Annotated in this window: 20 protein-coding genes; 9 read left to right on the top strand and 11 right to left on the bottom strand. The window is 46.4% G+C overall.

Translation table 11 applies throughout. From position 1 onward, the window contains the following. Window positions 1-32 precede the first annotated feature (32 nt). The 7 genes from ACYVNW_RS08885 to ACYVNW_RS08855 all read right to left on the bottom strand — a co-directional run bounded on the left by ACYVNW_RS08885 (window position 33) and on the right by ACYVNW_RS08855 (window position 10,506). Window positions 33-1,364: a TldD/PmbA family protein gene (locus ACYVNW_RS08885; protein ID WP_460679499.1), complete on the bottom strand. Its 1,332-nt coding sequence runs from the start codon at window positions 1,362-1,364 to the stop codon at window positions 33-35. Between the two features lie 8 nt (window positions 1,365-1,372). Further along, entirely contained in the window at window positions 1,373-3,013 is a 1,641-nt protein-coding gene (locus ACYVNW_RS08880) for a TldD/PmbA family protein (RefSeq protein WP_460679498.1), read from the bottom strand. 52 nt (window positions 3,014-3,065) lie between these two features. Further along, window positions 3,066-4,847 carry a hypothetical protein gene (locus tag ACYVNW_RS08875; RefSeq protein ID WP_460679497.1) on the bottom strand — a complete coding sequence of 594 codons (1,782 nt, stop codon included), beginning with the start codon at window positions 4,845-4,847 and terminating at the stop codon, window positions 3,066-3,068. Window positions 4,848-4,853: 6 nt separating this feature from the next. Then, the gene (locus tag ACYVNW_RS08870; RefSeq protein WP_460679496.1) at window positions 4,854-6,968 is read right to left on the bottom strand and encodes a hypothetical protein; all 2,115 of its coding nucleotides are present in this window, start codon (window positions 6,966-6,968) and stop codon (window positions 4,854-4,856) included. After that, the gene (locus tag ACYVNW_RS08865) at window positions 6,961-8,484 is read right to left on the bottom strand and encodes a BatA domain-containing protein (RefSeq protein WP_460679495.1); all 1,524 of its coding nucleotides are present in this window, start codon (window positions 8,482-8,484) and stop codon (window positions 6,961-6,963) included. Before ACYVNW_RS08865 ends, ACYVNW_RS08870 begins: the two co-directional genes overlap by 8 nt. A gap of 69 nt (window positions 8,485-8,553) precedes the next feature. Next, on the bottom strand, window positions 8,554-9,429 hold the full coding sequence (locus ACYVNW_RS08860) for a DUF58 domain-containing protein (RefSeq protein ID WP_460679494.1): 876 nt from the start codon (window positions 9,427-9,429) through the stop codon (window positions 8,554-8,556). An 84-nt stretch (window positions 9,430-9,513) separates the two neighbouring features. Next, entirely contained in the window at window positions 9,514-10,506 is a 993-nt protein-coding gene (locus ACYVNW_RS08855; protein ID WP_460679493.1) for an AAA family ATPase, read from the bottom strand. Between the two features lie 183 nt (window positions 10,507-10,689). Between ACYVNW_RS08855 and ACYVNW_RS08850 the strand changes: the two genes are divergently transcribed. The 3 genes from ACYVNW_RS08850 (at window position 10,690) to ispG (ending at window position 14,163) form a co-directional block, all read left to right on the top strand. Continuing rightward, window positions 10,690-11,313: a DUF4159 domain-containing protein gene (locus ACYVNW_RS08850; protein ID WP_460679492.1), complete on the top strand. Its 624-nt coding sequence runs from the start codon at window positions 10,690-10,692 to the stop codon at window positions 11,311-11,313. A gap of 86 nt (window positions 11,314-11,399) precedes the next feature. Then, entirely contained in the window at window positions 11,400-12,035 is a 636-nt protein-coding gene (locus tag ACYVNW_RS08845; RefSeq protein WP_460679491.1) for an RDD family protein, read from the top strand. 49 nt (window positions 12,036-12,084) lie between these two features. Continuing rightward, the gene (gene ispG / locus ACYVNW_RS08840) at window positions 12,085-14,163 is read left to right on the top strand and encodes a (E)-4-hydroxy-3-methylbut-2-enyl-diphosphate synthase (protein WP_460679490.1); all 2,079 of its coding nucleotides are present in this window, start codon (window positions 12,085-12,087) and stop codon (window positions 14,161-14,163) included. A gap of 181 nt (window positions 14,164-14,344) precedes the next feature. Here the strand turns inward: ispG and ACYVNW_RS08835 are convergent, their stop codons facing one another. Beyond that, on the bottom strand, window positions 14,345-14,587 hold the full coding sequence (locus ACYVNW_RS08835) for a hypothetical protein (protein ID WP_460679489.1): 243 nt from the start codon (window positions 14,585-14,587) through the stop codon (window positions 14,345-14,347). 75 nt (window positions 14,588-14,662) lie between these two features. Here ACYVNW_RS08835 and ACYVNW_RS08830 point away from each other — a divergent pair, with 75 nt between their 5' ends. Both ACYVNW_RS08830 and ACYVNW_RS08825 read left to right on the top strand, forming a co-directional pair. Continuing rightward, window positions 14,663-16,399 carry a thiamine pyrophosphate-dependent enzyme gene (locus tag ACYVNW_RS08830; protein ID WP_460679488.1) on the top strand — a complete coding sequence of 579 codons (1,737 nt, stop codon included), beginning with the start codon at window positions 14,663-14,665 and terminating at the stop codon, window positions 16,397-16,399. Window positions 16,400-16,403: 4 nt separating this feature from the next. After that, entirely contained in the window at window positions 16,404-16,541 is a 138-nt protein-coding gene (locus ACYVNW_RS08825) for a hypothetical protein (RefSeq protein ID WP_460679487.1), read from the top strand. Between the two features lie 178 nt (window positions 16,542-16,719). Here ACYVNW_RS08825 and ACYVNW_RS08820 read toward each other — a convergent pair whose 3' ends face one another. The 3 genes from ACYVNW_RS08820 to ACYVNW_RS08810 are packed head-to-tail and all read right to left on the bottom strand — an operon-like array spanning window position 16,720 to window position 18,957. Then, window positions 16,720-17,715 carry an MBL fold metallo-hydrolase gene (locus ACYVNW_RS08820; RefSeq protein ID WP_460679486.1) on the bottom strand — a complete coding sequence of 332 codons (996 nt, stop codon included), beginning with the start codon at window positions 17,713-17,715 and terminating at the stop codon, window positions 16,720-16,722. Between the two features lie 14 nt (window positions 17,716-17,729). Beyond that, window positions 17,730-18,560, bottom strand: coding sequence for an alpha/beta hydrolase family protein (locus ACYVNW_RS08815; protein ID WP_460679485.1), 831 nt, complete (start codon window positions 18,558-18,560; stop codon window positions 17,730-17,732). Window positions 18,561-18,567: 7 nt separating this feature from the next. Continuing rightward, window positions 18,568-18,957, bottom strand: coding sequence for a DoxX family protein (locus tag ACYVNW_RS08810; RefSeq protein WP_460679484.1), 390 nt, complete (start codon window positions 18,955-18,957; stop codon window positions 18,568-18,570). 150 nt (window positions 18,958-19,107) lie between these two features. Between ACYVNW_RS08810 and hemA the strand changes: the two genes are divergently transcribed. The 4 genes from hemA to hemL all read left to right on the top strand — a co-directional run bounded on the left by hemA (window position 19,108) and on the right by hemL (window position 25,085). Then, window positions 19,108-20,331, top strand: coding sequence for a glutamyl-tRNA reductase (hemA, locus tag ACYVNW_RS08805; protein WP_460679483.1), 1,224 nt, complete (start codon window positions 19,108-19,110; stop codon window positions 20,329-20,331). A 603-nt stretch (window positions 20,332-20,934) separates the two neighbouring features. Next, window positions 20,935-22,518 carry a hydroxymethylbilane synthase gene (gene hemC, locus ACYVNW_RS08800; protein WP_460679482.1) on the top strand — a complete coding sequence of 528 codons (1,584 nt, stop codon included), beginning with the start codon at window positions 20,935-20,937 and terminating at the stop codon, window positions 22,516-22,518. Between the two features lie 94 nt (window positions 22,519-22,612). Next, entirely contained in the window at window positions 22,613-23,584 is a 972-nt protein-coding gene (gene hemB / locus ACYVNW_RS08795; RefSeq protein WP_460679481.1) for a porphobilinogen synthase, read from the top strand. A 136-nt stretch (window positions 23,585-23,720) separates the two neighbouring features. Beyond that, entirely contained in the window at window positions 23,721-25,085 is a 1,365-nt protein-coding gene (gene hemL, locus ACYVNW_RS08790) for a glutamate-1-semialdehyde 2,1-aminomutase (RefSeq protein ID WP_460679480.1), read from the top strand. Window positions 25,086-25,087: the final 2 nt, after the last annotated feature.

Here is a 25,087-nt window from a genome sequence, read left to right as displayed (position 1 = left end):
CGAAAGATGGCTTTTAAATATAGTTGTAAATTTTAAACTGCGTCAGACAATGAACTAAAGGTAAAGTCCCTGATTTTCATTGGTGGGATGAGGTAGCTGCGGTAGCTTTCCACGCTGATGGCACGTTCGGGCTTGCCCAGTGCTTCTACGTTGTTCAGCATAATGACCGGACTTTCATTAAACCTGAAATTTTTCACCGGATGCTTGATTTTGCCGTTCTCAATGTAAAATGTACCATCGCGGGTAAGGCCGGTTAACAGTAAAGATTTAGGGTCAACCATACGGATATACCACAGGCGAGACACCAAAATGCCGCGCTCGGTGCTTTTGATCATCTCCTCAATGCTACTATTGCCACCATCCATAATGATGTTGCTTGGGCCGGGTACGGGTTCAACCCCTTTCTTTTGTGCCCAATAGCGCGAGTAGCTCAGGTTTTTCACCATGCCGTTTTGTATCCAGTAAATTTTCTCTAAGGGTAACCCATCGCCATTCCAGGTGCTGCCGGGTAATTCGGTGTTGAAAGGATCAGAATAAATGTTCACTTTCTCATCCATTAGCTGTTCACCTAAGCGTGTACCACCGCCTTTTTTACTCAAAAAGCTGCGGCCTTCGTCTGCGCTGCGCGCATCGAAGCGGAACATGTTTTCCATCATGTAAGCAGCGGCAGTAGGCTCTAAAATTACAGTGTACTTGCCGGGTTCCATGGCTTTGGCGCCTACCGAACTAATGGCTTTCTGTGCTGCAATTTTGGTAGCTGCGTAAGTGTCCAGCTTTTTAACATCGGTAAAACCGCGTGCGGCGTAGCCTGATGCCGTACCGGCTTGGTTACGTGTAGTTACCGAAAAGGTAACATCTGATGATTTGTTGTAGGCGAATAACCCTTTAGAGTTGGCTACAGCTACATAGCCTGATGAGTTTTCCAGGAAACCGGCTGCAGTTAAGCCGGCAGCTTTGGTTACTTCCAAACTTTTGGCCATCAAATCGGCCCGGCTTTCGGGCGTCATGGCGGCAGTATCTGCATTGAAAGTAATAGATTCTTTGAAATCACGCGGGCCTAACAGCGGCATGTGCTCCGGGTTTTCCGGCGCTAATTGTGCCAGTTCTTCGGCGCGGCGTACTACTTTTTCCAGTGAGGCATCATCAAACTCATTGATGGTAGCAGTGCCTGTTTTTTTACCGAAGGTAGAGCTAACGGCCAATCCGCTGGTGCTGGTATCGCCGGCGGTGGATACGGCGTTGAGTGCCGTACGGATGTTACCGCCATCGCGGCCGCTTACGCTCACCTCGCATTCATCGGCTTTTGAATAACTAAGCACTTTCTTTAATAAAGCCTGTGCTTCTTCTTTGCTAAGTATTGGCATATAGTAGGTTATCCGATTTTTCGTTTAGTGTTAATTACGTTTACTCCTTTAAATAATGCAGTAGATGAACCGTGCGATACAGCGCTTACCTGCTGCGGCTGGCCTTTACCATCGCTGAATGATCCGCCCAGGCGGTAGTCGCTGGCATCACATACGGCGGCGCAAGAGTTCCAGAATTCCTGTGTGTTGGCCTGATAAGCTACATCGTTCAGCATACCGGCAATTTTGCCGTTCTCAATTTTATAAAACAGCTGGCCGCCAAACTGGAAGTTGTAGCGTTGCTGATCAATAGAAAAGGAACCATCGCCAATGATATAAATGCCTTTTTCAACATTTTTAATCATGTTTTCAACGCTCAATGGGGTTTTGCCTGGCTGAAGGCTCACATTTGGCATCCGCTGAAACTGAACTGAATTCCAGCTATCGGCATAGCAGCAGCCTTGTGAATGGTCGAGGCCGATGACATGGGCTTGGTCGCGAGTGGCCTGGTAGTTCACCAATACACCATCTTTAATAATATCCCACTGGCCTGTTTTTACGCCTTCGTCATCATAACCTACGGCGCCTAACGAACCAGGCTGCAACTTATCACCAACTACATTTACATGTTTACTGCCAAAGTTGAATTTGCCGGATTTCCATTTGTCCAGTGTCAGGAAGCTGGTACCTGCAAAGTTAGCTTCGTAACCTAATACACGGTCCAACTCCGTAGGGTGGCCTACCGATTCGTGGATGGTTAACCATAAGTGCGACGGATCTAATACCAGGTCATACTTGCCCGGTTCAACCGATTTGGCACTTAATTTTTGTTTGGCATTTTCAGTAGCTGCTTTAATGTCTTCCAGCATATCGTACCGGTCTTTGTAACGGGTAACTACGCCGGTTACTTTCTGGTCTGCCTTCGGCATCAAATACTCATAGCCCATACCGCGTGGCGAAGCCAGCGAGCCGCGGGTTTCAAAATCGCCCAGGGTAGGGTCAATCTTGGTTACCCCGAAGTTAGGGAAGATGCGATGAATATCCTGATCAATATAAGAGCCATCTGTAGAGGCAAAATATTTTTGCTCGTTCACCGAGAAGATACTGGAATTCACAAAGTTTGCGCCTCCGGCCATAGCCGCAGCGTTACAACTCAGCAAAAGGTCTACTTTCTCTTTAATCGGAACTTCAAAAGAGTTACGCTCCATTGGTGTTTTCCAGCTCACTTCGCCATAACCTTTTTGCGGGGCCAACTGCACAGGTGCGCCGCCCAGTTTAGCATTGGCTTTAGCCACGGCTACCGCACGTTCGGCAGTTTTAGCCATGCCGGCGCGGGTAACATCATTGGTAGCGGCAAAACCCCAGCAGCCATTGGCAATTACACGTATACCCACACCGAACGACTCGGTATTGGCTACATTTTGTACCCGGTTTTCGCGGGTAATAACGGCCTGGTTCAAATACCGGCCAATACGCACATCGGCGTAGGTAGCCCCTTTGGATTTGGCGGCGTTCAGGGCGATGTCGGCCAATTCTTTTTTGGCGCGGGCATCAATGGGGTTGTGCAAGGCCATTTCCTGCTCAATGGGCTGACCTGCGGCCTGCATACGGGCCAGCATCATGGCGCCGGCACTCATGCCCGAGAGGTAAATAAAGTCTCTTCTTTTCAAAGTGATTCTCCTTTTGGTGAATTGATATAGTTTTAGTTTAATTCAGTTTAAATTATGAGCTGAACCAGCGGCTTTCGGCCCACAAATAGGTTAACGCTAACAATAGCAGCACATAAAAATAGAATTTAGGTACTTCAATCCTAATTATTTGTTGCATTTTTTTTGTTACAGGGGCATAAGGCCGATGATATTGGGCATATAGCAGTGTTGCCTTTGTATTTTGCTGATTTTGCAAGTGCTGCCAGGTGCCTTTTGAGGCTGCAAACCAATAAAAAGTTGAATTATTATGAATTGCCTTTTGCCATCCTGAACTTTGAGGCCAGTAAGTAACCGTATGTTCAAATGGAAGTAGTGCCTGCTGCGTTGAAGGAACAATGGCTTGATTAACCTGCAATGTTCCTGCTGCGCCGCTTTGTACGGTAATATTTACCGGCGCGTTTTCGGCAGGCAGTGCTGAATTGAGAAACCACTGCTCGGCGGCTGCTTTCTTACGGGCAGCTTTGTTAAACAGGGCAGTCCACACCGTGGCATAATCTTTTGCATTGCCAGACAGCGCCCAGGTAAAGGTTTGGGTAAGCGTAGTGAGCAACACTTTGCCATTGCCAGCCAGTTTACAGGCAGCCAAAATACGTTGCTGCGCATCAGTAACCACAGTTTGCACTGTGGACGCAGGGTGGATGTAAACCGGATTGATATTAACCGCTGATGCAGAAAACTGGTCACCGGTTAAAATTAGCTTCGTAGTCAGTTGCTTTTCAGATGGCGGCACAGAAACTGAAAAGCCGCTTTGCATCCAACCGGAACCCGCCTTGCTGCTATCGGCCCTAATAATTAAGCCCAAACCTTTTTGTGTGACCTCTTGATATAAGGCTGCGTTTTCTGCCGGTAATAAAGCTTTTAAGGAAGCGGCATCAGCAGTAACTACATCAAATTTGTTGAGGTTGGCAGGGGTAAGCTTATCCAAAGGCAGTTGAGCCATATTAACAAACTCCACACTGGTTTTGCCCTTGGTAATAGATGAACGGATGGCGGCAGCATACCCATTTTGGATCAGCCAGTTTTTTAAAAACTTATTCTCAAAATCGGGCGTGGCGGATAGCAGCAGTACTTTAAGCGGTTGTGCCTGAGTAACGGTGACAGGTAATGGCAAGCTTTGTAAAGTATCTTCATTTTGGATAGCCAGTAGTTGGTACACGTTCCGGCCGGTTGCTTTCGGGATAGTATTTAAATTGAATGCCGATGACCGGTTTGCAGGCAAGGTAGCTGAATCTAAAACAGTGCCTGAGCCTTTAAGCATCAACTTCACCGGCCTGCCAGACGTGTTGCTGTACTGGCCCTGAACTCGAAGGCGTTGCCCGCTATGCAGTTGTGCAGTATGGTTAACCGCCAGCATGCCTGTTAGTGAGGAAGGGCGAAAAGTGATTGCTAAGGGAGCTATTTGTTTCAATTGCTCTTGGCTCAGGCCTGAACCTAAAACATGAAGCGTGGTGATTTTAGGCTGTAACTCATTCAGCGCCGCAACATCAGGAAGGTATTGAGTTTTAAAAGAGGGGTGAATGTTAGAGTCAAGTGTATAAAGAGGCAAATTCGCAAGAGTTTTTAAGCTGTCTTTTTCGAAACCATCTGTTAGCAGTATGGCTTCGTGCTGCTCATTTTTAACCAAAGTAGTAGAATATTTAACGGGCAACACTAAACAGCCAAAGGCGATCACGGCAGTGATGGTTGACAGTATACGCCATAACAGATGTGCTTTTGACGGGCGCACCCAAGCTGCCCAAACCCCAACAGCGGCAAGTACAATGCAGATAAGAATGATGAGTGTGGTTTGCTGCATGTTGTATTATCTGTTGTAACGGTTGAGGTTTCGGTAATAGCTTTGGCTCAGGCCCATGTCAGGCGTTGCTGCTGAAGCAGAAGGAAGAGTTTTGGCTTGCGGGAGCATTTTTTGAATGATTGCCTCTACCTGGTTAAGGTCGGTTAAGCTGGCTTTTCGAGTTGTTAATAAACGACGTAAAGTATTAACGGCGCTTAAAGAATTGCCGTTGCGTGCTGCAAAGTTGTTGATTTGGGGTACTATGCGTTGTAATGCCTGCTTACCCGAACTGCCCAATGAAGGTTGTTGGTGAGCTTGTGCCAATACCGCTGCTGCTTGCAGCAAACCTGCGGCTGGGTTAACCACTGGCTTGCCCTGCTGCTGGCTAATTGGGTTGTTTACTTTGGATAAATCGCCGCTCAGGCGTTTTTCAAACTTTAATGGTGGGGGATTATAGTTGGTTTTCACCACGTAAGCGCGCGATTTTTGTTGTAAATCCTTTAGCAGACGTAAGGCTTTATACTCATAAGGTAAGGCAGCGTTGGGTTTATATAAACGAAGTTGCAACTCGGCACGCCACATTTCATTTAATGTAGCTTTCAGCTGCGCTTTAATGGCCGGTTCAAAAAAGGTGGCATCTTCGGCATTATCGTGCTTGTCGGTATAGGCATCCATAATTTTAGCGGCATTGCTAAAGTTTTCGGCGGCGCCTAAATCGCTACCCTCTGCTTCTCCGATTTTGCCCTCATCTTCCTCGCCCAAAAACTTACCGTAGCGCAGGCGCAGCAGTTTTTGGTCGGTGGCAATATCGTTGCAGCGGGTATTGAACTCAGCGGTACTAATACTGTCTTTGGCTTTTAATAAACCCTCGGTATCTAAAATAATTTGCCGTTCGCTGCGGAAAAATTCAGGCTTCAGGGTGCTGCCGGCTACCAGGCCATCCATGCTTAACAGTTGTGCGGTATCTTGCAAAGTAACTTTGTATACATCAGTACGGGCATGTTGCCGGTGGTTATCTTGAGCCTGCAGATAGAAGTACAGTTCGTCGCCCGGTTCCATCTCCAGGGTGGGTAGATCGAACAGTTTTTGCAAGTTGTATTGTGTTTGGTGTTTGTTGGATGCCATAGCGAAAGGCATGCGGTATTCTTTGAATTTTACCGCTTCACCGCTGCCTTTGGCTACGGTAGCTACCAGCATGGCCGCAACAATACCATAGTCATCGCTCACCTGGGCCGTCATCAGTACTTTGGGCGTTTCGCCGGCATCAATGTAGGTGTACTGCTTGGGCGTTTTTATGTGGATGACCGGCGGCGCATCTTTAATTATTTGAACAGGATATAAATCAGACAGTTTACCGTCTATACTGACCTGATAAAAGCCGGGAGCAGTAAAGATAGTATGGGCAGTCCAAATTTTTTGATTGTTGGAACCCAGCAAAAAACGGGTTTTTCCATTGAGCAGAAGCGCTATTTTGTTCACCTTAACATTCGTGGTTATCTGCCAGTTTACAGCAGCGCCATCTTCCACATTCAGTGAAAACCGGTCTTGCCTTCGGGTTGCTTTAAGTGTATAAGCCGGAGGGATGATGGTAATATGAACAGCGTTAATTTGTGATAGTATATGCTCCTTGGGCAATTGGCGAGAGGTCAGCACAGTTGTATTCATTGCCTCGGTACTGCTTTGTTTAAATGGCAAATGAGCTGTTATCAAACTCAAAATAACACAACCTACAAAAGTGATTATAGCAACCCTGAGCTGCCGTTTAAACGGGGTAGAGGTAACAGGCAGAACTTGCAGGGCATGAGCAACCTTGTGCCACTGCAATTGCGCTAATAAATTAAGCTGTTGCTGCGGTTGCAGTAATAAATGACTGCTTTCCTCCAGCTCCGGGTACTGTTGGTTCAAAAAGCGCGTAACGGTTGCTTCAGTAATCTCCCAGGGATTACGCCATATAATTAATCCACCTAAAATGAGAATAAAGAAGGCAGCTATCCATGCAAAAGACAAACCCGCTGTAGCATGTAAAATATGGCCTGATAACAAAGCTATGGACAGAGCCATGAGGCTATGAATCAGCAACTGGTAAATCATCCAGTGCCTGCGCAGTTGGTGAATAATAAGTATCCCTTGTTGCTCAGCCATTGGATGCAAGGTTTTTTTTGCGATGAGTTAGCAAACGCTCTATTAGAAATAATGCTGCTGCCAATAACCAGAAAATCAATCGTAAATCGGTTTGCCGGATTACAACTGATGATGCACTGTAGGTGCTTCTGCCACCCAGCGGCATCATCTGCTCACGATTAATAATACGGTGATCATGTAGCTTGTTGGTTTCAGTTGACGGTGTAATTAATTTGAACAACAGCTTCGGAAACTGATCATTCCAAGCCAAATCGTTCCAGGAGGGATTGAAGCGGCTGTAAAATTTGTATATATCTGTTTGCTGGCTTCGAAGCTGGCTGAGTACCGGCTTGCCATATCCGTCCGTCCATAAGGGTATGCCGCTGTTTTTTGGCGGTACAATGGTTTGATATAGTTCAATAACAGGGCCTTGGTCGGCTATTGTGTTTTGCGGTGCGAGATTAAGCCAGGAATTAACGGTATGTGGTTTACCCGGTGCGTAGAAAAACAGGTGTTTTGTTCTTTGCAGTAAGGCCGCAGGCACAGGTTTAACTGATAGCCAGAATACCCATGTTGCATTGCCGGGGATAGCGTTTGCGCTGTTGAATTGCTGCACCACAGCTTTGTGCTGAGTAAATTGTGTAATGCTTTGTAAGGCAGCTTTTACATAATTTGCATCTGCTGTGTTTACATCTGTGTAAACGGCATAACGCTGTATGCCGGTATCAATGGTTGTGGCTTTTGCAGTGTCGTTTTTGAGCTTAACCTGTAATGAGCCGCCGTTGGCAAATACCTCGAAAAGGGAGTTAGCCGTCGGCTCGTTTTTGATGTTGTAGTAGGTATAAGTAATTGCCGCCGGGTTACTGGTGCCTTTTACTACCCTGATGTTATTACCAGGGGTAAGCCAGGTCTGTTCAATCCAGGTACTTACAGAATCTGCAGGGCGATAGGTTTGCCAGTGCAGGTTTAAAGCTACTGCCGGCTTTGTGCCGTTAAAATGTTTAAGCTGGGCGGTGGTAAACAGGTAAACAGGTGTTGTGGGGTTGAATAAAGTATTCAGCCGGTTCAGCAGCAGCCAATAGTCGCTTATCTGAGCTACGTGTGGTTGATTTTTTGTGTTTAGTAAGCCCTTAAGTTGTACAGAATCAATCAGCTTAAAATCTCTATCAAAATCGTGCAGTTCAAAGCCGGCTTTGCGTAGGGAGTCTAATTGGGAGCCGAATTTTTTGTACACTTCAGCTATGTTTCCTTTCGGTATCAATACCCATCCTTTGCTTTTAGTTGCAGCTACGTGTTTTTGCCATATAGGCTGAGCCAGCAGCAGCGCAATAACAGCCAGCAAAGCGCAGCGGATGATTAAAAGCCATACATCAGTCAGCTTAAAACTGCGGCTGCTTTTTTTTGATGCGGCTGCAATCAGGGCAATACTCCCTACTTTGAGCACCTTGCCCTGCCTGAGGTTCCATAAGTGAATCACCAGCGGTACACTTAGTGCTGCCAAACCCCATAACCACCAACTATTTAATAACGCGAACAATCTACCTCAATTAAAAATTTCTTTAATGAACCAATGAACCAATGAACCAATGAACCAATGAACCAATGATTATCTTCCTTTATTCCGCTGCACCAAAAAGTCGCGTAGCGCTTTATCCAGTGGCTCGGCTGTGCTCATCATCCGGTAAACAATGCCTTTATCCAGCATTTGCCGTTTGATGCCGGCCAAATGCGCCTCCAATTTATCTTGATACTGCTTTTTAGTTTGCGGACTAATGGCTATCGTTTCGCCGGTTTCCATATCCTGCAAACTGCTGTAGCCTTCAAAATCAAAGGTGAGTTCGTTGGCCCCCATCAGGTGAAACACAATTACCTCGTGGCGCAAGGCACTTAAGGTATCCAGCAGGTGGCTGATTTCATTACCGGTTTCATACATGTCAGTAATAAATACCAGCAGTTCTTTGCGCCGCCCGCCGCTGAATAATTCTTTGTAGTGTACCGGCTCAGTAAAAGTACCTGCCGGTTCCGTTTTTTCTAACTGGTAATACAAACGCTGCAAATGCTGCGGGTCATTGCGCGAAGCAGCATTGTACAACTTCCCTTCATTAAATATAGTCAGCCCCACAGCATCGCCCTGTAAGTTAGCCAAATAAGCCAATGATGCCGCCAGGTAACGGGCATATGCTATTTTACTGATAGTGCCATCCTGATGGTTCATTGAGGCACTGGCATCCACCAAAAACTTTACCGAAATACTGGTTTCCACCTCGCTCTCCCGGATGTAATACCGGTCTGATCGGGCATACATCCGCCAGTCCATCCATCGCAGGTCATCCCCCGGCTGATAGCTGCGGTACTGGCTAAACTCCAAGCCAGGCCCTTTAACGGTACTCTTGTTAAAGCCATTCAAAAAACCATCCACTACAGTTTTCGCCAGCAACGGCAAATTCTTAATGGTAGTTAATACTTTAGGGTTGAGCTGCATGATGTGGGATGAAGGACAGGAAGACAAAGGATAAAGGACATTGAATTTATCTTTTGTCCTTTGTCTTTTAATCCATTGTCAAAACTAAACTTTAGGTCTTTCTATCAATTTTAATAATTCCAATGTGGCTTTATCTGAGGTAATACCTTCCGCCTCGGCCCTGAAATTCATCAATACCCGATGGCGTAATACCGGCACCGCCATGGCATGGATGTCTTCCATTACTACCGCATAGCGGCCTTTTAGCAAGGCGCGTGCTTTGGCGGTCAGGATCAGTGCCTGCCCGGCACGTGGGCCTGCTCCCCAGCGTATCCATTCTTTTACATAACTCAGGGTGCTGCTATCAGGCCGCGTAGCGCGAATGAGTGCGCTTACGTACCTCACTAAATCTTCGCTGATGGTAACCTGCCTCACCAGTGCCTGGGCCTGCTGTATTTCCTGGGCGGTAATTACGGCATTTACCTGTGCGCTTTTAGTGCCTGTGGTACGGTTCAATACTTCAAATTCCTCCTGTTCGGTAGGGTAGCCGATGCGCACCAGCAGCAAAAAGCGGTCGAGCTGAGCCTCAGGCAGCGGATATGTGCCGGCCTGCTCAATAGAGTTTTGGGTAGCCAAGATAAAAAAGGGCTTATCCAACGGGTAAGTTTGTCCGCCATAGGTAACCTCAAATTCCTGCATGGCTTCCAGCAGAGCCGATTGTGTTTTAGGCGGCGTACGGTTAATCTCATCGGCCAGTATAATATTGGCGAACAATGGGCCTTTGTTAAATTTAAAAAAGCGTTTGCCGGTTGCCTGATCTTCCTCCAGTACCTCTGTACCAATAATGTCTGTTGGCATCAAATCAGGCGTAAACTGAATACGCCGGAAGGGCAGGTGCAGGGCTTGCGCCATGGTTTTTACCAGCAGGGTTTTGGCCAGACCGGGTACGCCCTCCAGCAGGCAGTGGCCACCGGCCAAAAAAGCCACCAGCAATTCATCCAGTATATGTTCTTGGCCTACAATAACTTTTTGTATTTCGGTTTTTAACTGTGGCAGCTTGGCCAGTAGCGTTTTTACTTGCTGTTCGGTAAGTTCCAAAACGTGGGTGTTTAAGAATAGCGGTTCAATCAATATTTCGATTCCTAATATATTGTACTTTTAGCTATTCGGTGAACTTAATAACTGATTTTAAATAAAGTATCTGAAAATTTACAAGTGTGATAACGGATATTGGTGTAAACGCTGAAATTTTCTGCTACTTTTAGGCGTTGGTTATATCAGGTGCGCAGTTCTAAATTCACATTCACGCGGTTCAGTTATCATTCAGGCGATTGGGATACCGACCAGCGCATGCCTTCCAATATTCTCAACTCTTTATTAGAGTATACCAGCATTCCCATCGAGCCGAAAGAAAAGGTAATACCATTAAGCAGCCCCGAAATTTTTACTTCGCCTTTCAGTTACCTGAGCGGCCACAAACTTGTGCAGTTTGACGCGCAGGAGCGGGTAAATTTTAAAAAGTATGTGCAAAACGGCGGCTTTGTATTTGTGGATGACTGCAACCATGATATTGACGGCCTCTTTGCCAAATCATTTGAGGCGCAAATGGCAGCGCTGTTTGGTGTTGGCGCATTAAAAAAAATACCCAATAATCACCAGTTGTATCGCTCTTTTTTCACCTTTGAAAAAGGGCCGCCCACTACTTCATTCGAACTTAACGGCTGGGGCGACGACCTGGTGCATGATTACCTGAAAGCCATTGAAATAAACGGACGTATTGCCGTATTATACAGTAACAAAGATTACGGCTGCGAGTGGGATTACGATTTCAGAAATAAACGTTTCCTGGCCGAAGATAATACCAAGTTCGGGGTAAATATTGTGGTTTACGCTATGCAGAGTTAATGCATTAAAATATATGCTACACTAACATCCAGATATTCTGAGTAAAACAAACCTAAATCAATTCTTCATTTTATACCTAAACTATTGTGATTAACGAATACTATTTAAACGAAAGTGGCGGCGAACCAGTAGGTCCATTTTCATTGCACGAACTGATGGAGCAGGACTTCGACCCGGATACCCAGGTGCTGTCGCCATTACATGACGGGTGGTTAGCTGCTGCCGATGTTCCTGAACTTACTACTTATTTTTATAAGCGCGGAATTTATATAGTAAGCGCGGATAGCATGGCTGGATTTTGGTGGCGCCTGCTGGCCTACTTTATTGATTATGCCATTATTATTGTACTAATTGTGATTTTTGCTATTGGTTTCTCGATGCTTTGGGTACTTACCGGCCATCAATATCAGGAATCAGGAGAGGGTAACGATGCGCTTTTGAAATTAATAGGTGTTGTTGCCATGATTGTTTATCACTCTGTTTGTGAAGCTACGCCTATGCAAGGCGGTATAGGAAAATACATTTGCCGTTTGGCGGTGGTAAACGCCGAAGGAAAAAGAGAGAATTTCGGACAGGCACTATCCCGTAATGTAGGCAAAGTGCTTTCCAGCTTAATGTTGGGTATTGGGTTCCTAATGATATTATGGACTGATTATAAACAGGGCTGGCATGACCAGCTGGCCAAAACTTATGTAATACGTAAGCCAGAAGGTATGAGATAAAAGCGTTGCCACCTGTGCATTGCCGGTAATTTTGTATTTTTGTAGAGATATGAATGCTGATTTTTCGAAAGTGCTGCCCGGCCGTTATTGCAATTCGCTTACCGATTACTCCCGCTTTGTGACCCGCGAGGTGCAGATTGGCGATGTACCTATGGGCGGCAATAACCCCATCCGCATACAGAGCATGACCACTACCGATACCATGGACACCATAGGTACGGTAGAGCAAACCATCCGCATGGTGGATGCCGGTTGCGAGTATGTGCGCATTACAGCACCCAGCATTAAAGAAGCACAGAACCTGGCTGAAATTAAAAAGCAACTACGCAGCCGTGGATACACCGTTCCGCTGGTAGCCGATATACATTTTACCCCTAACGCTGCCGAAGTGGCGGCCCGTATTGTAGAGAAGGTGCGCGTGAACCCTGGCAATTACGCCGATAAAAAGCGTTTTGATGTACTGGAATATACCGACACTGAATACAAGGGCGAGTTAGACCGCATCTTTCAGAAGTTTACCCCCCTGGTGAACATCTGTAAAGAATACGGCACGGCTATGCGCATTGGCACCAACCATGGTTCGCTATCCGACCGTATTATGAGCCGCTATGGCGATACGCCGCAGGGCATGGTGGAATCAGCCATGGAGTTCATTCGCATGTGCGAGGCGCTGAACTATTATAATTTGGTCATTTCCATGAAATCCAGCAACCCGCAGGTGATGGTGCAAGCTTACCGATTATTGGTGGAAACCATGGTGGCCGAGGGCATGAACTACCCGCTGCATTTGGGCGTAACCGAAGCCGGCGACGGTGAAGACGGCCGTATTAAATCTGCCGTAGGCATCGGTACGCTTTTAGAAGATGGTTTGGGCGATACTGTGCGTGTATCCCTCACCGAAGAACCCGAAGCCGAAGCACCGGTGGCTATTGCACTGGTAGAGCGGTATTCAAGGAGAAGTCAATATTCAAAATTTAAAAGTCAAAATGAGGAGTCGGTTAAGATAAATAAATCCGAAATCGAACCTCCGAAATCCGATATCTACAACCCTTATAGTTACCAAAAGCGCGAAACCTATGAGGCTAATGCCTTCATCGGTGGGCACATGGTACCACGTGTGGTAGTAGATTTATCCAAACAGAATCTAAAAGACCCGGCAGTATTGAATGATGCCGGTTACCTGTATTCGGCCCTGCTGGACAAATACAATATGGCCGACCAATCGGTTGATTTTGTGTACCTGGCCGATCAATTGCCTTCGTTCACTTTTCCGGGTAATTTGAAGCAGTTGTACAATTATTCTACCTGGCAGTCATTGGCTAACCAAACTAACTGCCATCCGGTGTTTACGCTAGACGAATACATTCAACCGGATGCTAACCGCACCTCCGCTTTAAACTTGGTGCGCGTTAAAGCCGCTGATTTGGAAAGTGAAAACTTTTCCGTATTGCCTTTAGATAAAAGCCTGGTATTCGTACTGGAAACTGAGGAATTGCACGGCATGGCCGACCAGCGCAGCTTCTTTTTCAAGCTGCAGGAATTTGGCTTAAATGTGCCAGTGATTGTAAAACGGAACTATGATTTTGAAAGTCAAAAGTCAAAAGTCAAAAGTCAAAATGACGGTGTTGATTTAGTTTCTGGGAACAACAACTCTCAAACAGACAGGACTACTTTGCTGCAACTCTACGCCGCTACTGATATGGGCGCCCTGCTGGTAGACGGCTTTGGCGATGGCATCTGGATTGATGCACCCGAACTGCCTGTCAATGTCATCACCTCAACCGCTTTTGGTATTTTGCAGGCCACCCGCTCGCGCATATCCAAAACTGAATATATTTCCTGCCCGAGCTGTGGCCGTACACTGTTTGATTTGCAGGAAACCACGCAGATGATCCGCAGCCGCACCAGCCATTTAAAAGGCTTGAAAATCGGCATCATGGGCTGTATTGTAAACGGCCCCGGCGAAATGGCCGATGCTGATTATGGTTATGTAGGTGCCGGGCCGGGTAAGATAACGCTGTACCGTGGAAAAGAGGTAGTGAAGAAAAACGTAAATACTGCCAATGCACTGGATGAACTGATTGGCATTATTCAGGGCGATGGCAATTGGGTGGAACCAGCAGTGTAAGTAATTACTTGTGCTTCTTCTTATGATGCTTGGGTGGTTGCATTAAAGGCACGCCCATGGTTATTGCGCTGGTTCTCTTACATTGGGCACTTGGTGTAATAGTTTCGCTTGTAGCGTGGGTTTTAGGCTTGTCTTTGCAAGATATCATATTAAACCCCAACAGTATCATAACTGCTGATGCCTATTTCATCCAAAATGGTTTCACCATAACAGGTACAGCCGCCTGCTCAGCTGTAAACCGGCCGCAAACCCGGTTGTTATTTTCAGCCAATACCTGCTCATAATCTTCCCTTGTACTCCCCGTAAAATTATATACTTTTTTCTGGCAATGGCTGCAAAAGCGGCAGTCGCTGAGCTGCTGCATCTCGTCCCAATTGGCGGTGCAGTTGAATTTGAGCTGGATGTTGGTGAGTTCGGTCGGCATACGGTAATAAATGTAGGAAAAGATAAACAGTTTGAACAACTATCAGGTTATTCAAACAAATAAAAATCTACAATTATGGCAAAGAATGTATCCGACCAACTAGTAGAAATGCTGGTAGCGGCAGGAGTAAAAAGAATATACGCCGTTACCGGCGACAGCTTGAATGAGGTAAATGATGCCGTGCGCCGCGATGGCCGCCTGCAATGGATACACGTACGCAACGAAGAGGCTGGGGCTTTTGCCGCCGGTGCTGAATCGCAACTTTTGGGTATTGCCTGTTGTGCGGGCAGCAGCGGCCCCGGCCACGTGCACCTGGTCAACGGCTTGTATGATGCGCACCGCTCAGGTACACCGCTTATTGCCATTGCTTCTACCTGTGCCACGTATGAGTTTGGTACCGAATACTTCCAGGAAACCAATACCATTAAGCTGTTTGATGATTGCAGCCATTATAACCAAACCGCTTGTACCCCCGGCCAGTTTGCCCGCATGATGCAGGCCGGCATTCAGTATGCCATCACAAAAAAAGGGGTGTCGGTAATTGGTTTGCCCGGTGATGTTACCAAGCTGGATGCTGAAGATGTTGTTACTTCAGAAATTAACTATTTCACTCAACCCGTACTTCGCCCTTCAGACCATGCCCTGCACGAGCTGGCAGCTATCATTAACCAACACGAAAAGGTAACCATCTTTTGCGGTATCGGAGCAGCTAATGCACACGATGAGGTGGTAGAACTGTCGCAGCGCATCAATGCGCCGGTAGGTTACTCCTTCCGTGGCAAAATGAGCATACAGCACGATAACCCCAATGAGGTGGGCATGACAGGTTTATTGGGCCTGCCTTCGGCTTACCACAGTATGCATCAATCTGATTTGGTGATACTGTTGGGTACTGATTTTCCGTACACCCAATTTATGCCGCAGGATTGTAAGATTGTACAGGTAGATGCCCGTGCCGAGCGCATTGGCCGCCGCGCCAAGGTAGATGCCGGTTATTGTGGTGACGTTAAAGATACGCTAACTGCCCTACTGCCGCTCATCAATCAGAAAACCGACGACAGCTTTTTGAAACTGCAACTGGAGTTTTACAGTACGGTGAAAGACCGCCTGCAAACGTATGTAGAAGATAAGGGAACCGAACATAGCATACACCCTGAGTTTGTAGCCAACACCATTGATCAACTGGCCGACCATAACGCCATATTCACGGTAGATACCGGTATGTGCTGCGTGTGGGGTGCCCGTTATATCCGCTCTACCGGTCAGCGCGAAATGTTGGGCTCGTTCAACCATGGCTCTATGGCCAATGCCATGCCCCAAGCTATAGGTGCTGCGCTGGCGCACCCCGACCGGCAGGTAGTTTGCCTGGCCGGCGATGGCGGCCTGTCTATGCTGTTGGGCGATTTGGCTACCATTGTGCAATATAAATTGCCAGTAAAGGTGGTAGTATTCAATAACCGTTCTTTAGGTATGGTGAAGCTGGAAATGGAGGTAGCCGGCCTACCCGACTGGCAAACCGATATGCACAACCCCGACTTTGCATTGGTAGCTCAGGCCATGGGTATGAAGGGCATCAGCGTAAGCAATCCTGATAATGTAGAACAAGCGCTGCGCGAAGCTTTTATGCACCAGGGGCCAGTATTGGTGAATGTGTATACGGATCCTAATGCCCTGGCCATGCCGCCCAAAATAGAGTTTGAGCAGGTAAAAGGTATGGCCTTGTCTATGACCAAACTGATGCTGAACGGCGAGATGGGCGAGGTGATGGATACCATCAAATCAAATTATAAGCATTTGAAGGATTTATTGTAAGTGTATGGTAGGGGTGCTGCGTGCAGCGGATGCAGCAGGTGCAGCACTGCGCAGCACCCGCAGCAGCACGCAGCAGTGGCATAAACGTGTCAGTGATTTTAAGGTAGATACAATTTACCAGCACATAGCTTCGAAATTGTAAACTTCGAAGAGCGTAGCGGTAGCTATGAAGATAGTCAAACGCAACTCCGTTGTCAGCCTGAGGCACTCAAAGAGTAGGTACAGAAGCGTTCACCGGTGCGGCCTGTACACCCACGCTGTCATGCTTCGAGTGCCTCAGCATGACAGCGTGGGTGTATATAAAGAAGGATTATGCAAATTTATTTATACTTCTTCCACCACCCAGAATTATAAGCCTCTGCAACCTCGACCGGCGCTCCGGGTTCGGGCAAAATTAAAGCAACATCATATTGTTGGGCAAACTTAACCACATCATCAGCCGGCTCGTACCAAGGGTGGGGGGCCAGGGGGAAGGTACCCCAGTGCATGGGTAACATCAATTTACCGTTCAAAAGCAAATGTGCTTTAACGGCCTGTTCGGGTGTGGTATGAATATCGGGCCAGTACTTGCCATAAGCGCCTATACCCAATATAGTTAAATCAAACGGGCCAAAGGCTTGACCAATATCGGCAAAGCCTTCAAACCAACCGGAGTCGGCACCAAAGTAAACGTTATGCTGCTCGCTTTTAATCACAAAAGAAGCCCATAGCGTTTCATCACGGTGGGTAATGCCCCGGCCCGAAAAATGCCGCGCCGGTGTGGCTGTAATCCGGCAATCCGTGCCGAGTTCAGTATGGTCGCCCCAGTCCATTTCGGTAATGCGGCTGGCAGCTACTCCCCATCGTTTTAAATATTTGGCTACACCCAGCGTGCAAATAAACGGTGTAGCGGTGCCAGCAAAATATTTGATAGTCGCTTTATCCAAATGGTCGTAATGATCGTGCGAAATAATAATGGCATCCAGTTCAGGCAAATCCTGTAATGCAATTGGCGCTTTGTAAAAGCGTTTAGGCCCAAAAAAGCTGGAAAAAGAAGCCCGTTTGCTCCACACCGGGTCGGTAAGTATACGCTTGCCATCTATCTCAATCAGCACACTGGCATGCCCCATCCAGGTAACGCGCAGGCCGTTTTCAGGGGCTTTGTTAAACGCACCTTCAGGTACACGAAAAAGGCCCAACGGCTTTTGAGGTGTATTCTCAGAGGAATGATACCAGTAATCCCTCAAAATCGGAATCATCTGCTTAGGCCCTGGTTGAAATGTAGGTACCGGGTTGACAAATTTTTTGCCTTTTTTTATAGAGCCGTTTAAGTTCATAATTACTATAATTATTAAGCTTGCAAAAAGGCAAGTGTTTGCCGGCATACATCTAGCAAGGCAGGTGGTAAAACCATTTCAGTATACGGGTGCCTGCCGCCAAAAGTATGGTCGGCGTTGGGCAGTATGGATAACTGTGCGTTAGGTTGAGCCGCTTTTAGTTCCCGGGCATGGCTTAGTGCCACGGTGGGGTCGGCGGTGCCATGCAGCAGCAGCCAGGGCTGTTTTACATAGGCAGCCTGTGCCAAAATATTCAGGCGGGCAGCATTCTTTTCCAGGTCGTCCAATAGGGTAGATTTTATGGGCATATCCTGCCCGGTACGGTGGTTGGGCAAATAAAGCACGCCCATTAGCCGCCACTGCTCCTCCAATTGCTTCGGCCATAAATTTCTGAAATTGGCTACCGAGGCCATCGTAATCAAATGGCTAATCCGGCTATCCTCAGCCGCTTTGATCACGCTGATGCCACCACCTATGCTATGGCCAATTAGTATTATAGATGATGCCGCTGCAAACCCAGAGCCGCTACAGGCAAAATCGATCACATGTCCCAGGTCTTCCAATTCCATTGAAAAGGTATTTTCACTAAAGGCGATCAAATCGGCAAAGTCCTGCGGTTGCTCTACCGTAGTGCCGTTGTGCGAAAAATTGAATTTCAAATACCGGTAACCCTGTTCGGCAAAAAAGTTGGCTACCAACTGATGGGTGCCCCAGTCTTTAAAACCTTTAAAGCCATGCGCAAAAATAATGAGCGGTGCAGTGGGCAAGGTATCGTCATAAGTTAAATCAGCCAGCATTAAGCGCCCTTTGGCGCCGTTTATAGTGAAGTTTTCTCTTTTAATCATAACGTTTTCAAATGTGAGCGGTTTGCCGCTGGGTATGCCACCTGGCCCACAGCATTAAAACCGGTTGTAACAGCAGGCGTATCCAGGCTATGGCAGGTGTTACTGTAAGTTTCCCTAACTGCATTGGGGCATGTAGCAACATATCTATATGTACGGGTAAAAAGGCGGCCAGCATCAAAATGATCAGCCATGCCGCAATGGACCGGGTACTATTAAACATCAATAACACCGCGAATAAAATTTCACACGCACCTGAAATATAGTTGAGTATTGCCGGAAACGGGAGATAGTGCGGAATGATTTTGATATACCCATCCGGATGCCAGAAGTGGTTTATACCTCCGGCCAGGTATAATAATATCAGTAATAATAAACTTATTTTTTTACCTATTTCCATACACTAACTAAACACAGATAATGAGAAAAATGCCGTTTTAAATAAAGTTCGCTGCAATTTATAACCATTCTAAATTGCGGTGTTTGACAAAGGTTTGACAATGCAAGCCTGCAATAGATAGTACTTTTGTTGTGCTAAATATAAAATGCGTTGAAGTATTTAAAGGTTATCGCGTTTACTCATAAACAAATTGAGCTTAAGGAATTAGGGAAGTTGGTGATTTGCCAGGAGAACATTACGCCTAAACTTCAACAACTGCGTGATGAATTTCAGGTGCCTGAATTATTCTACCTCGCTACCTGTAACCGGGTTGAGTTTATTTTGGCTACATCGCAACCGGTAGATAAAGAGTTTGCCAAGCGTTTTATCCTCGCTTTAAATATGGGCTTATGCCCTTATTATATGGACACCCTTTTAGAAGGCGTTTCCATATATGAAGAACAGGAGGCTTTAGGCCATTTACTGCGCACCTCGTGCTCTATGGAGAGTTTGGTGGTAGGAGAAAAAGAAATTTTAGCTCAGGTACGTAAAGCTTACGAAAGCTGTAAAGAGGCTGGCCTAACCGGCGATTACCTGCGCATGGTGATGAATTGCGTAGTTAAAACAGCCAAAGAGGTATATACCCATACCAATATTTCAAAAAATCCTATTTCGGTAGTTTCATTGGCCTACCGCAAGTTAAAAGACTTAAAGCAGTGTTCAAATGCCCGCGTGCTGATTATAGGCGCAGGCGAAACCAACCGCAATATCTCCAAGTATCTGCAAAAGCATAAGTACTCAAATTTTGTGGTGTTTAACCGCACACTCGAAAAGGCACAGCAGTTAGCCGCTGACTTGAACGGTGAGGCTTACAGCCTGGATGAATTGAAGAATTATAATAAAGGTTTTGATGTGATCATTACCTGTACTTCAGCCACCGAGCCTGTAATTACCCCCGAAATTTATACCACCTTGCTTAACGGCGAAACCGGTAAAAAAACCGTAGTGGATTTAGCCGTACCTAATGATTTGGCTGCCGAAGTATTAGAGCAATTCCCGGTACATTATATCGAGGTAACTTCATTAAATGAGGTTGCTAAAAAGAACTTGCAGGAGCGCTACCAGGAACTGGTACATGCCGAAAAAATCATTGAGCAAAATTTAAACGAGTTTATACCTCAACTGAAGCAGCGCCGCATTGAAGTGGCTATGCGTAAAGTGCCCGAAAAAATTAAAGAGATACGCTACACCGCCCTCAATACTGTATTCGCTGATGAAGTGCAGAACATGGATCAGCAATCGCGCGAGGTGCTGGAAAAGGTAATCAGCTATATGGAGAAAAAGTACATTAGTGTACCTATGGTAATGGCGAAAGAGATTTTTATCAACCAGTAGTAGTTACTGGTTATCTGAAAACAGAAAGGGAGAAAAGTGTTTAGCTTTTCTCCCTTTCTCGTTTTAAACCATGGCGTCATTGTGAGCGGCAGCGAAGCCCCTGTACGTTTGATCTAACTGCTTGCTTTTGCTCAAAAAGAGGTATAACGATAAAGTGCTATCCTTGTCACCCTGAGGCATTCGAAGTGTGGGTGCAGAAACGTTCATCGGTGCGGCCTGTGCACCTATGCTTCGAGAACCTTAGCATGACAGCGTTGGTTCACTTTTAAACATGTTTCGGTACAGGTTCTTCGCTCGCACTCAGCAAGACATGCTTTTTCCCAATGAGATCATGTTTTCAATTCTGTTCATTCCTCCAATTTCACAAATTCCGGTTCAGACTATTGCATAGTCCGGGACGAAGGCAATGCTCCAATTAAGTCAAAAGTGAAAATTCAAAAGTCAAAAAAATCTTTTCAGACCAGTAGAATTGAATAAAACGCGAAAGTCAATCGTTAACCTTGATTTACTGTAATTTATCCGTCAGGAATGTACTTATATCTCAATAATATTCCTGAATGAGGGGTATAAAGCGTAAATTTGGACTGCAAATTATATACGCTTTTGGATCGAAAACTCATTATAGGAACTCGTGGCAGTGAGCTGGCCTTATGGCAGGCCAACTTTGTAAAGCAGCAACTGGCCAATAACGGCGTGGCTGCTGATTTAAAAATTATTAAAACACAGGGCGACCGTATCTTGAACCTCAGCTTTGATAAGCTGGAAGGTAAAGGGTTTTTCACCAAAGAGTTAGAAGAAGAATTATTGGCAGGTAAAATTGATTTGGCGGTACATTCGCACAAAGACCTGCCTACAGAGCATCCGCCGGGACTCATTATCGCAGCAGTTTCAGAACGGGAAGACCCTTCTGAACTGTTGTTGATTTTGAAGGATTGTGTAGATGTTCGTCATAAATTATCTGTAAAGTTTGGCGCTACCGTGGGTACGTCATCCAATCGCCGCAAGGCCCAACTACTGGCACTGCGCCCCGATTTGGAAATTACCGATCTGCGCGGCAATGTGCCTACCCGCATCAATAAATTGCGCGGCGAAAGCTACGATGCCATTATGCTGGCCAAGGCCGGTGTGCACCGTTTAGGTATTGACCTGAGCGAATTTCATGTAGAAGAATTGAAACCTACCGAATTTGTGCCGGCGCCTGCACAGGGCGCTTTAGCTATACAAATACGCGAAAATGATACCGAACTATTCGACTTTTTGCAGCAGCACCTGCACTACCCTCAGGTAGCTGAGGAGTTGGCGGTTGAGCGAGATGTATTGAAGCAATTCGGCGGTGGTTGCCATATGCCTTTAGGCTGTTACTGCCGCAAGCAGGATGGTATTTACAAAGTATTTACCTCTAAAGCCAATAGTGGCGAAGAGCTGCCCGACCGTTTGTACCTGGCAGCAGGCACCGTTAACGGCCTGCCCGAGAAGGTGGTAAGCTATTTTCAGGCGGAGCGCAAGTTTCCGTCTAAGGTGTTTATTTCAAGGGATATTTCGGCACATAGCTATTTCCGCAGGGTGCTGGAAAAGCATAAGATCGAGATTGAAGGACGGTCACTGATCCGCACGGTACCGATCATGACCATTTTGAACCCACATATCCTGAAAGATATTGACTGGGTGTTTTTTACCAGTAAGAATGCAGTTGAGCACTTTTTTCAATTGCAACCTAAGTTTGTAAAAACACCCAAATTCGGCGTTATTGGCAGCGGCTCAGAAGATATGCTGCGCCGCCAAGGTTACTTTGCCGATTTTGTGGGCGATAATACCGATACGGCTGTTGTTGGTCGCGAGTTCTCTGAGCTCTGCAAAGGTTGCACCGTATTGTTCCCCGGTGCCGAAAGCCCAATGCGAAGTATACAGCGCAGTTTAGGTGAGGACACGAAAATTATTGACTTGCCGGTATATGAAACCCTGCCCGAAGAGCAGGTGGCAGGTACTTCGGCCGAGGTGCTGGTATTTACCAGTCCATCAAACGTTGCCGCCTACTTCGAGCACCATTTATTAGAAAATCATCAGCAGATTGTAGCTATCGGTAAATCGACAGGTAAAAAGCTGGAAGAATTAAATATGACTTACAAGCTGCCTTTCTCGCCCGACGAAGTGGGGCTGGCCGAGGCCGTGTTTGGGTTAACCGTTTAATGTAGCCCCACCCAACCCTCCCCGGTAGGGAGGGCTACTTTTTTAAATTACATTTTAAAAGTCCTCCCTATGGGGGAGGATTTAGGAGGGGTTTATGTTACAAAGACCAAGAAGAAACCGGAAAAGTGAAGTGATACGTGACATGGTGCAGGAAACATACCTGAGCGCCGCTAACCTTATTTTTCCTTTATTCATTGTAGAAGGCAGCAACCAGAAAACTGAGGTGTCTTCTATGCCGGGCATTTATCGTTACAGCATTGACAATTTGCTGCGTGAAGTAGAAAGCTGCTTGGCACTGGGTTTAAAAAGTTTCGACTTATTCCCGAACATCGAGGAACAATTAAAAGATAAATACGCTACTGAAAGCCACCGCGAAGGCAGCCTGTATTTACGCGCCATTGCTGAAGTGAAAAAGCACTTTCCTGAAGCCTGCGTAATTACCGATGTAGCTATGGATCCTTACAGTATTGACGGGCACGACGGTATTGTGGAGAACGGCCAAATTTTGAATGATGAAACGTTGGAGGTATTAGGCAAAATGGCATTGGCTCACGCCCGTGCAGGAGCCGATATCATTGCCCCTTCAGATATGATGGATGGGCGCGTAGGTTACATCCGTAAATATCTGGATGAGCATGGATTTGCTAATGTATCCATCATGTCGTATTCTGCTAAGTATGCCAGTGCATTTTACGGCCCATTCCGCGATGCTTTGCAATCGGCTCCTAAGTTTGGCGACAAGAAATCGTACCAGATGAACCCGGCCAACCAGCGTGAAGCCCTGATTGAAGCCCGCATGGATGAAGATGAGGGTGCTGATTTTCTGATGGTTAAACCAGCTTTGCCTTACCTGGACGTAATTAAATTATTAAAAGATAATACTGAACTGCCTATCGCGGCCTACAATGTAAGCGGCGAATATGCCATGATAAAAGCTGCCATACAAAATGGCTGGCTCAACGAGCAGCGCGCCATTACCGAGGTGCTGATGAGCATACGCAGGGCAGGGGCTACGGCTATTTTGACCTACCATGCGAAGGAAGTGCTGTTGAATAAGTGGTTGTAAAGCCAAAATATAAAATTTGTCATTTCGACCGTAGGGAGAAATCCTCTTTAAGAGATAGGTCTACACCAGACTGGCTTGGCGAAGAAGATTTCTCCCTACGGTCGAAATGACAGGAAAAGAAAGAAGGAAGTTAATAATGAAAGACGCCAATAATCATATTGTAAATACCAATCCGGAAGCGCCAGCGGCTGATATCAGCCGTGAGAAATCTGCGGAGTTATATGCGAAGGCTAAAGCTTATTTTCCGGGTGGGGTAAACTCACCGGTGCGGGCTTTTAAATCGGTATACGGTACGCCGCTGTTTATCCAGAAAGGCGACGGCAGCCACCTGTGGGATGCCGATGGTAATGAATTTATTGATTACTGCGGCTCATGGGGTCCGCTCATTTTGGGCCATAACCATCCCGCAGTACGCGAAAAAGTGATTGAGGTGATGCAGCATGGCATGTCATTCGGTGCGCCAACGGCGTTGGAGAACGAATTGGCCGAACTGATTTTATCCAACAATCGTTTTATCGAAAAAATACGTTTTGTAAGCTCGGGCACCGAGGCTGTAATGTCGGCTATCCGCTTAGCCCGTGGGTATACAAAACGCAACAAGATATTAAAGTTCGAAGGCTGCTATCACGGGCACGTAGATGCCCTGTTGGTGAAGGCAGGTTCGGGCCTGGTTACATTTGGCGAAACATCATCCGCAGGTGTACCGCCGTCTTTTGCAGCCGAAACCATTGTAGTGGCTTTAAATGATAAAGAGGCCGTGCAAAAGGCTTTCGAAGATTTTAAAGACCAGATTGCCGCCATCATTATTGAGCCAGTACCTGCTAACAATGGTTTATTGTTACAAGAGCCTGAGTTTTTGCAATTCCTGCGCGACATTTGTACAGCAAACGGCTCTCTGTTGATTTTTGATGAAGTGATCTCCGGTTTTCGTGTAGGTTTTGAAGGTGCGGCAGGTTATTACAATATCCAGCCGGATATTATTACCTATGGTAAAATTATTGGTGGTGGTTTGCCGGTAGGTGCTTACGGCGCTTCGGCAACTATCATGAGCCAGATTTCGCCGGATGGGGCAGTCTATCAGGCGGGTACTTTGTCGGGCAACCCGGTGGCTATGTCGGCAGGTATAGCACAGTTAAGTCAGTTATTGCAACCCGGTTTTTATGAGCAACTTGCTGAAAAAACACAGCACTTTGTAGCCGGTATACAAAGCTTTATTGCCGAGCGCAACTATCCTGTTAAAATATTTACCATCGGCTCCATATTTTGGTTTGCCTTTACCGAGCAGGAGGCCATCCGCCGGGCTGATGAAATTAATCCGGCCAGTATGGATAACTTTAAAGTGATGCACCGCGAGTTATTGAACCGTGGCATTTATGTAGGTCCGTCGGGCTACGAGGTCGGCTTTGTATCCGCAGCGCACACGGCTGCTGATTTAGAGCAAACACAGCAAGCCATCTTCCATAGTTTAAATATTGTATTTAATTCGCAAACTCAAAATTAAAC

Source organism: Mucilaginibacter koreensis, from assembly GCF_054783355.1.
This window is presented reverse-complemented; position numbering and strand designations above follow the sequence as displayed.

What these genes read in the sequence shown, in the direction of transcription:
- ACYVNW_RS08815 (WP_460679485.1), bottom strand. Translation starts at nt 18,560, where the DNA reads ATGATTAAAAGAGAAAACTTCACTATAAACGGCGCCAAAGGGCGCTTA.
- ACYVNW_RS08810 (WP_460679484.1), bottom strand. Translation starts at nt 18,957, where the DNA reads ATGGAAATAGGTAAAAAAATAAGTTTATTATTACTGATATTATTATAC.
- ACYVNW_RS08825 (WP_460679487.1), top strand. Translation starts at nt 16,404, where the DNA reads ATGGTAGGGGTGCTGCGTGCAGCGGATGCAGCAGGTGCAGCACTGCGC.
- ACYVNW_RS08820 (WP_460679486.1), bottom strand. Translation starts at nt 17,715, where the DNA reads ATGAACTTAAACGGCTCTATAAAAAAAGGCAAAAAATTTGTCAACCCG.
- ACYVNW_RS08875 (WP_460679497.1), bottom strand. Translation starts at nt 4,847, where the DNA reads ATGCAGCAAACCACACTCATCATTCTTATCTGCATTGTACTTGCCGCT.
- ACYVNW_RS08870 (WP_460679496.1), bottom strand. Translation starts at nt 6,968, where the DNA reads ATGGCTGAGCAACAAGGGATACTTATTATTCACCAACTGCGCAGGCAC.
- hemL (WP_460679480.1), top strand. Translation starts at nt 23,721, where the DNA reads ATGAAAGACGCCAATAATCATATTGTAAATACCAATCCGGAAGCGCCA.
- ACYVNW_RS08885 (WP_460679499.1), bottom strand. Translation starts at nt 1,364, where the DNA reads ATGCCAATACTTAGCAAAGAAGAAGCACAGGCTTTATTAAAGAAAGTG.
- ACYVNW_RS08830 (WP_460679488.1), top strand. Translation starts at nt 14,663, where the DNA reads ATGGCAAAGAATGTATCCGACCAACTAGTAGAAATGCTGGTAGCGGCA.
- ACYVNW_RS08860 (WP_460679494.1), bottom strand. Translation starts at nt 9,429, where the DNA reads ATGCAGCTCAACCCTAAAGTATTAACTACCATTAAGAATTTGCCGTTG.
- ispG (WP_460679490.1), top strand. Translation starts at nt 12,085, where the DNA reads ATGAATGCTGATTTTTCGAAAGTGCTGCCCGGCCGTTATTGCAATTCG.
- ACYVNW_RS08835 (WP_460679489.1), bottom strand. Translation starts at nt 14,587, where the DNA reads ATGCCGACCGAACTCACCAACATCCAGCTCAAATTCAACTGCACCGCC.
- hemB (WP_460679481.1), top strand. Translation starts at nt 22,613, where the DNA reads ATGTTACAAAGACCAAGAAGAAACCGGAAAAGTGAAGTGATACGTGAC.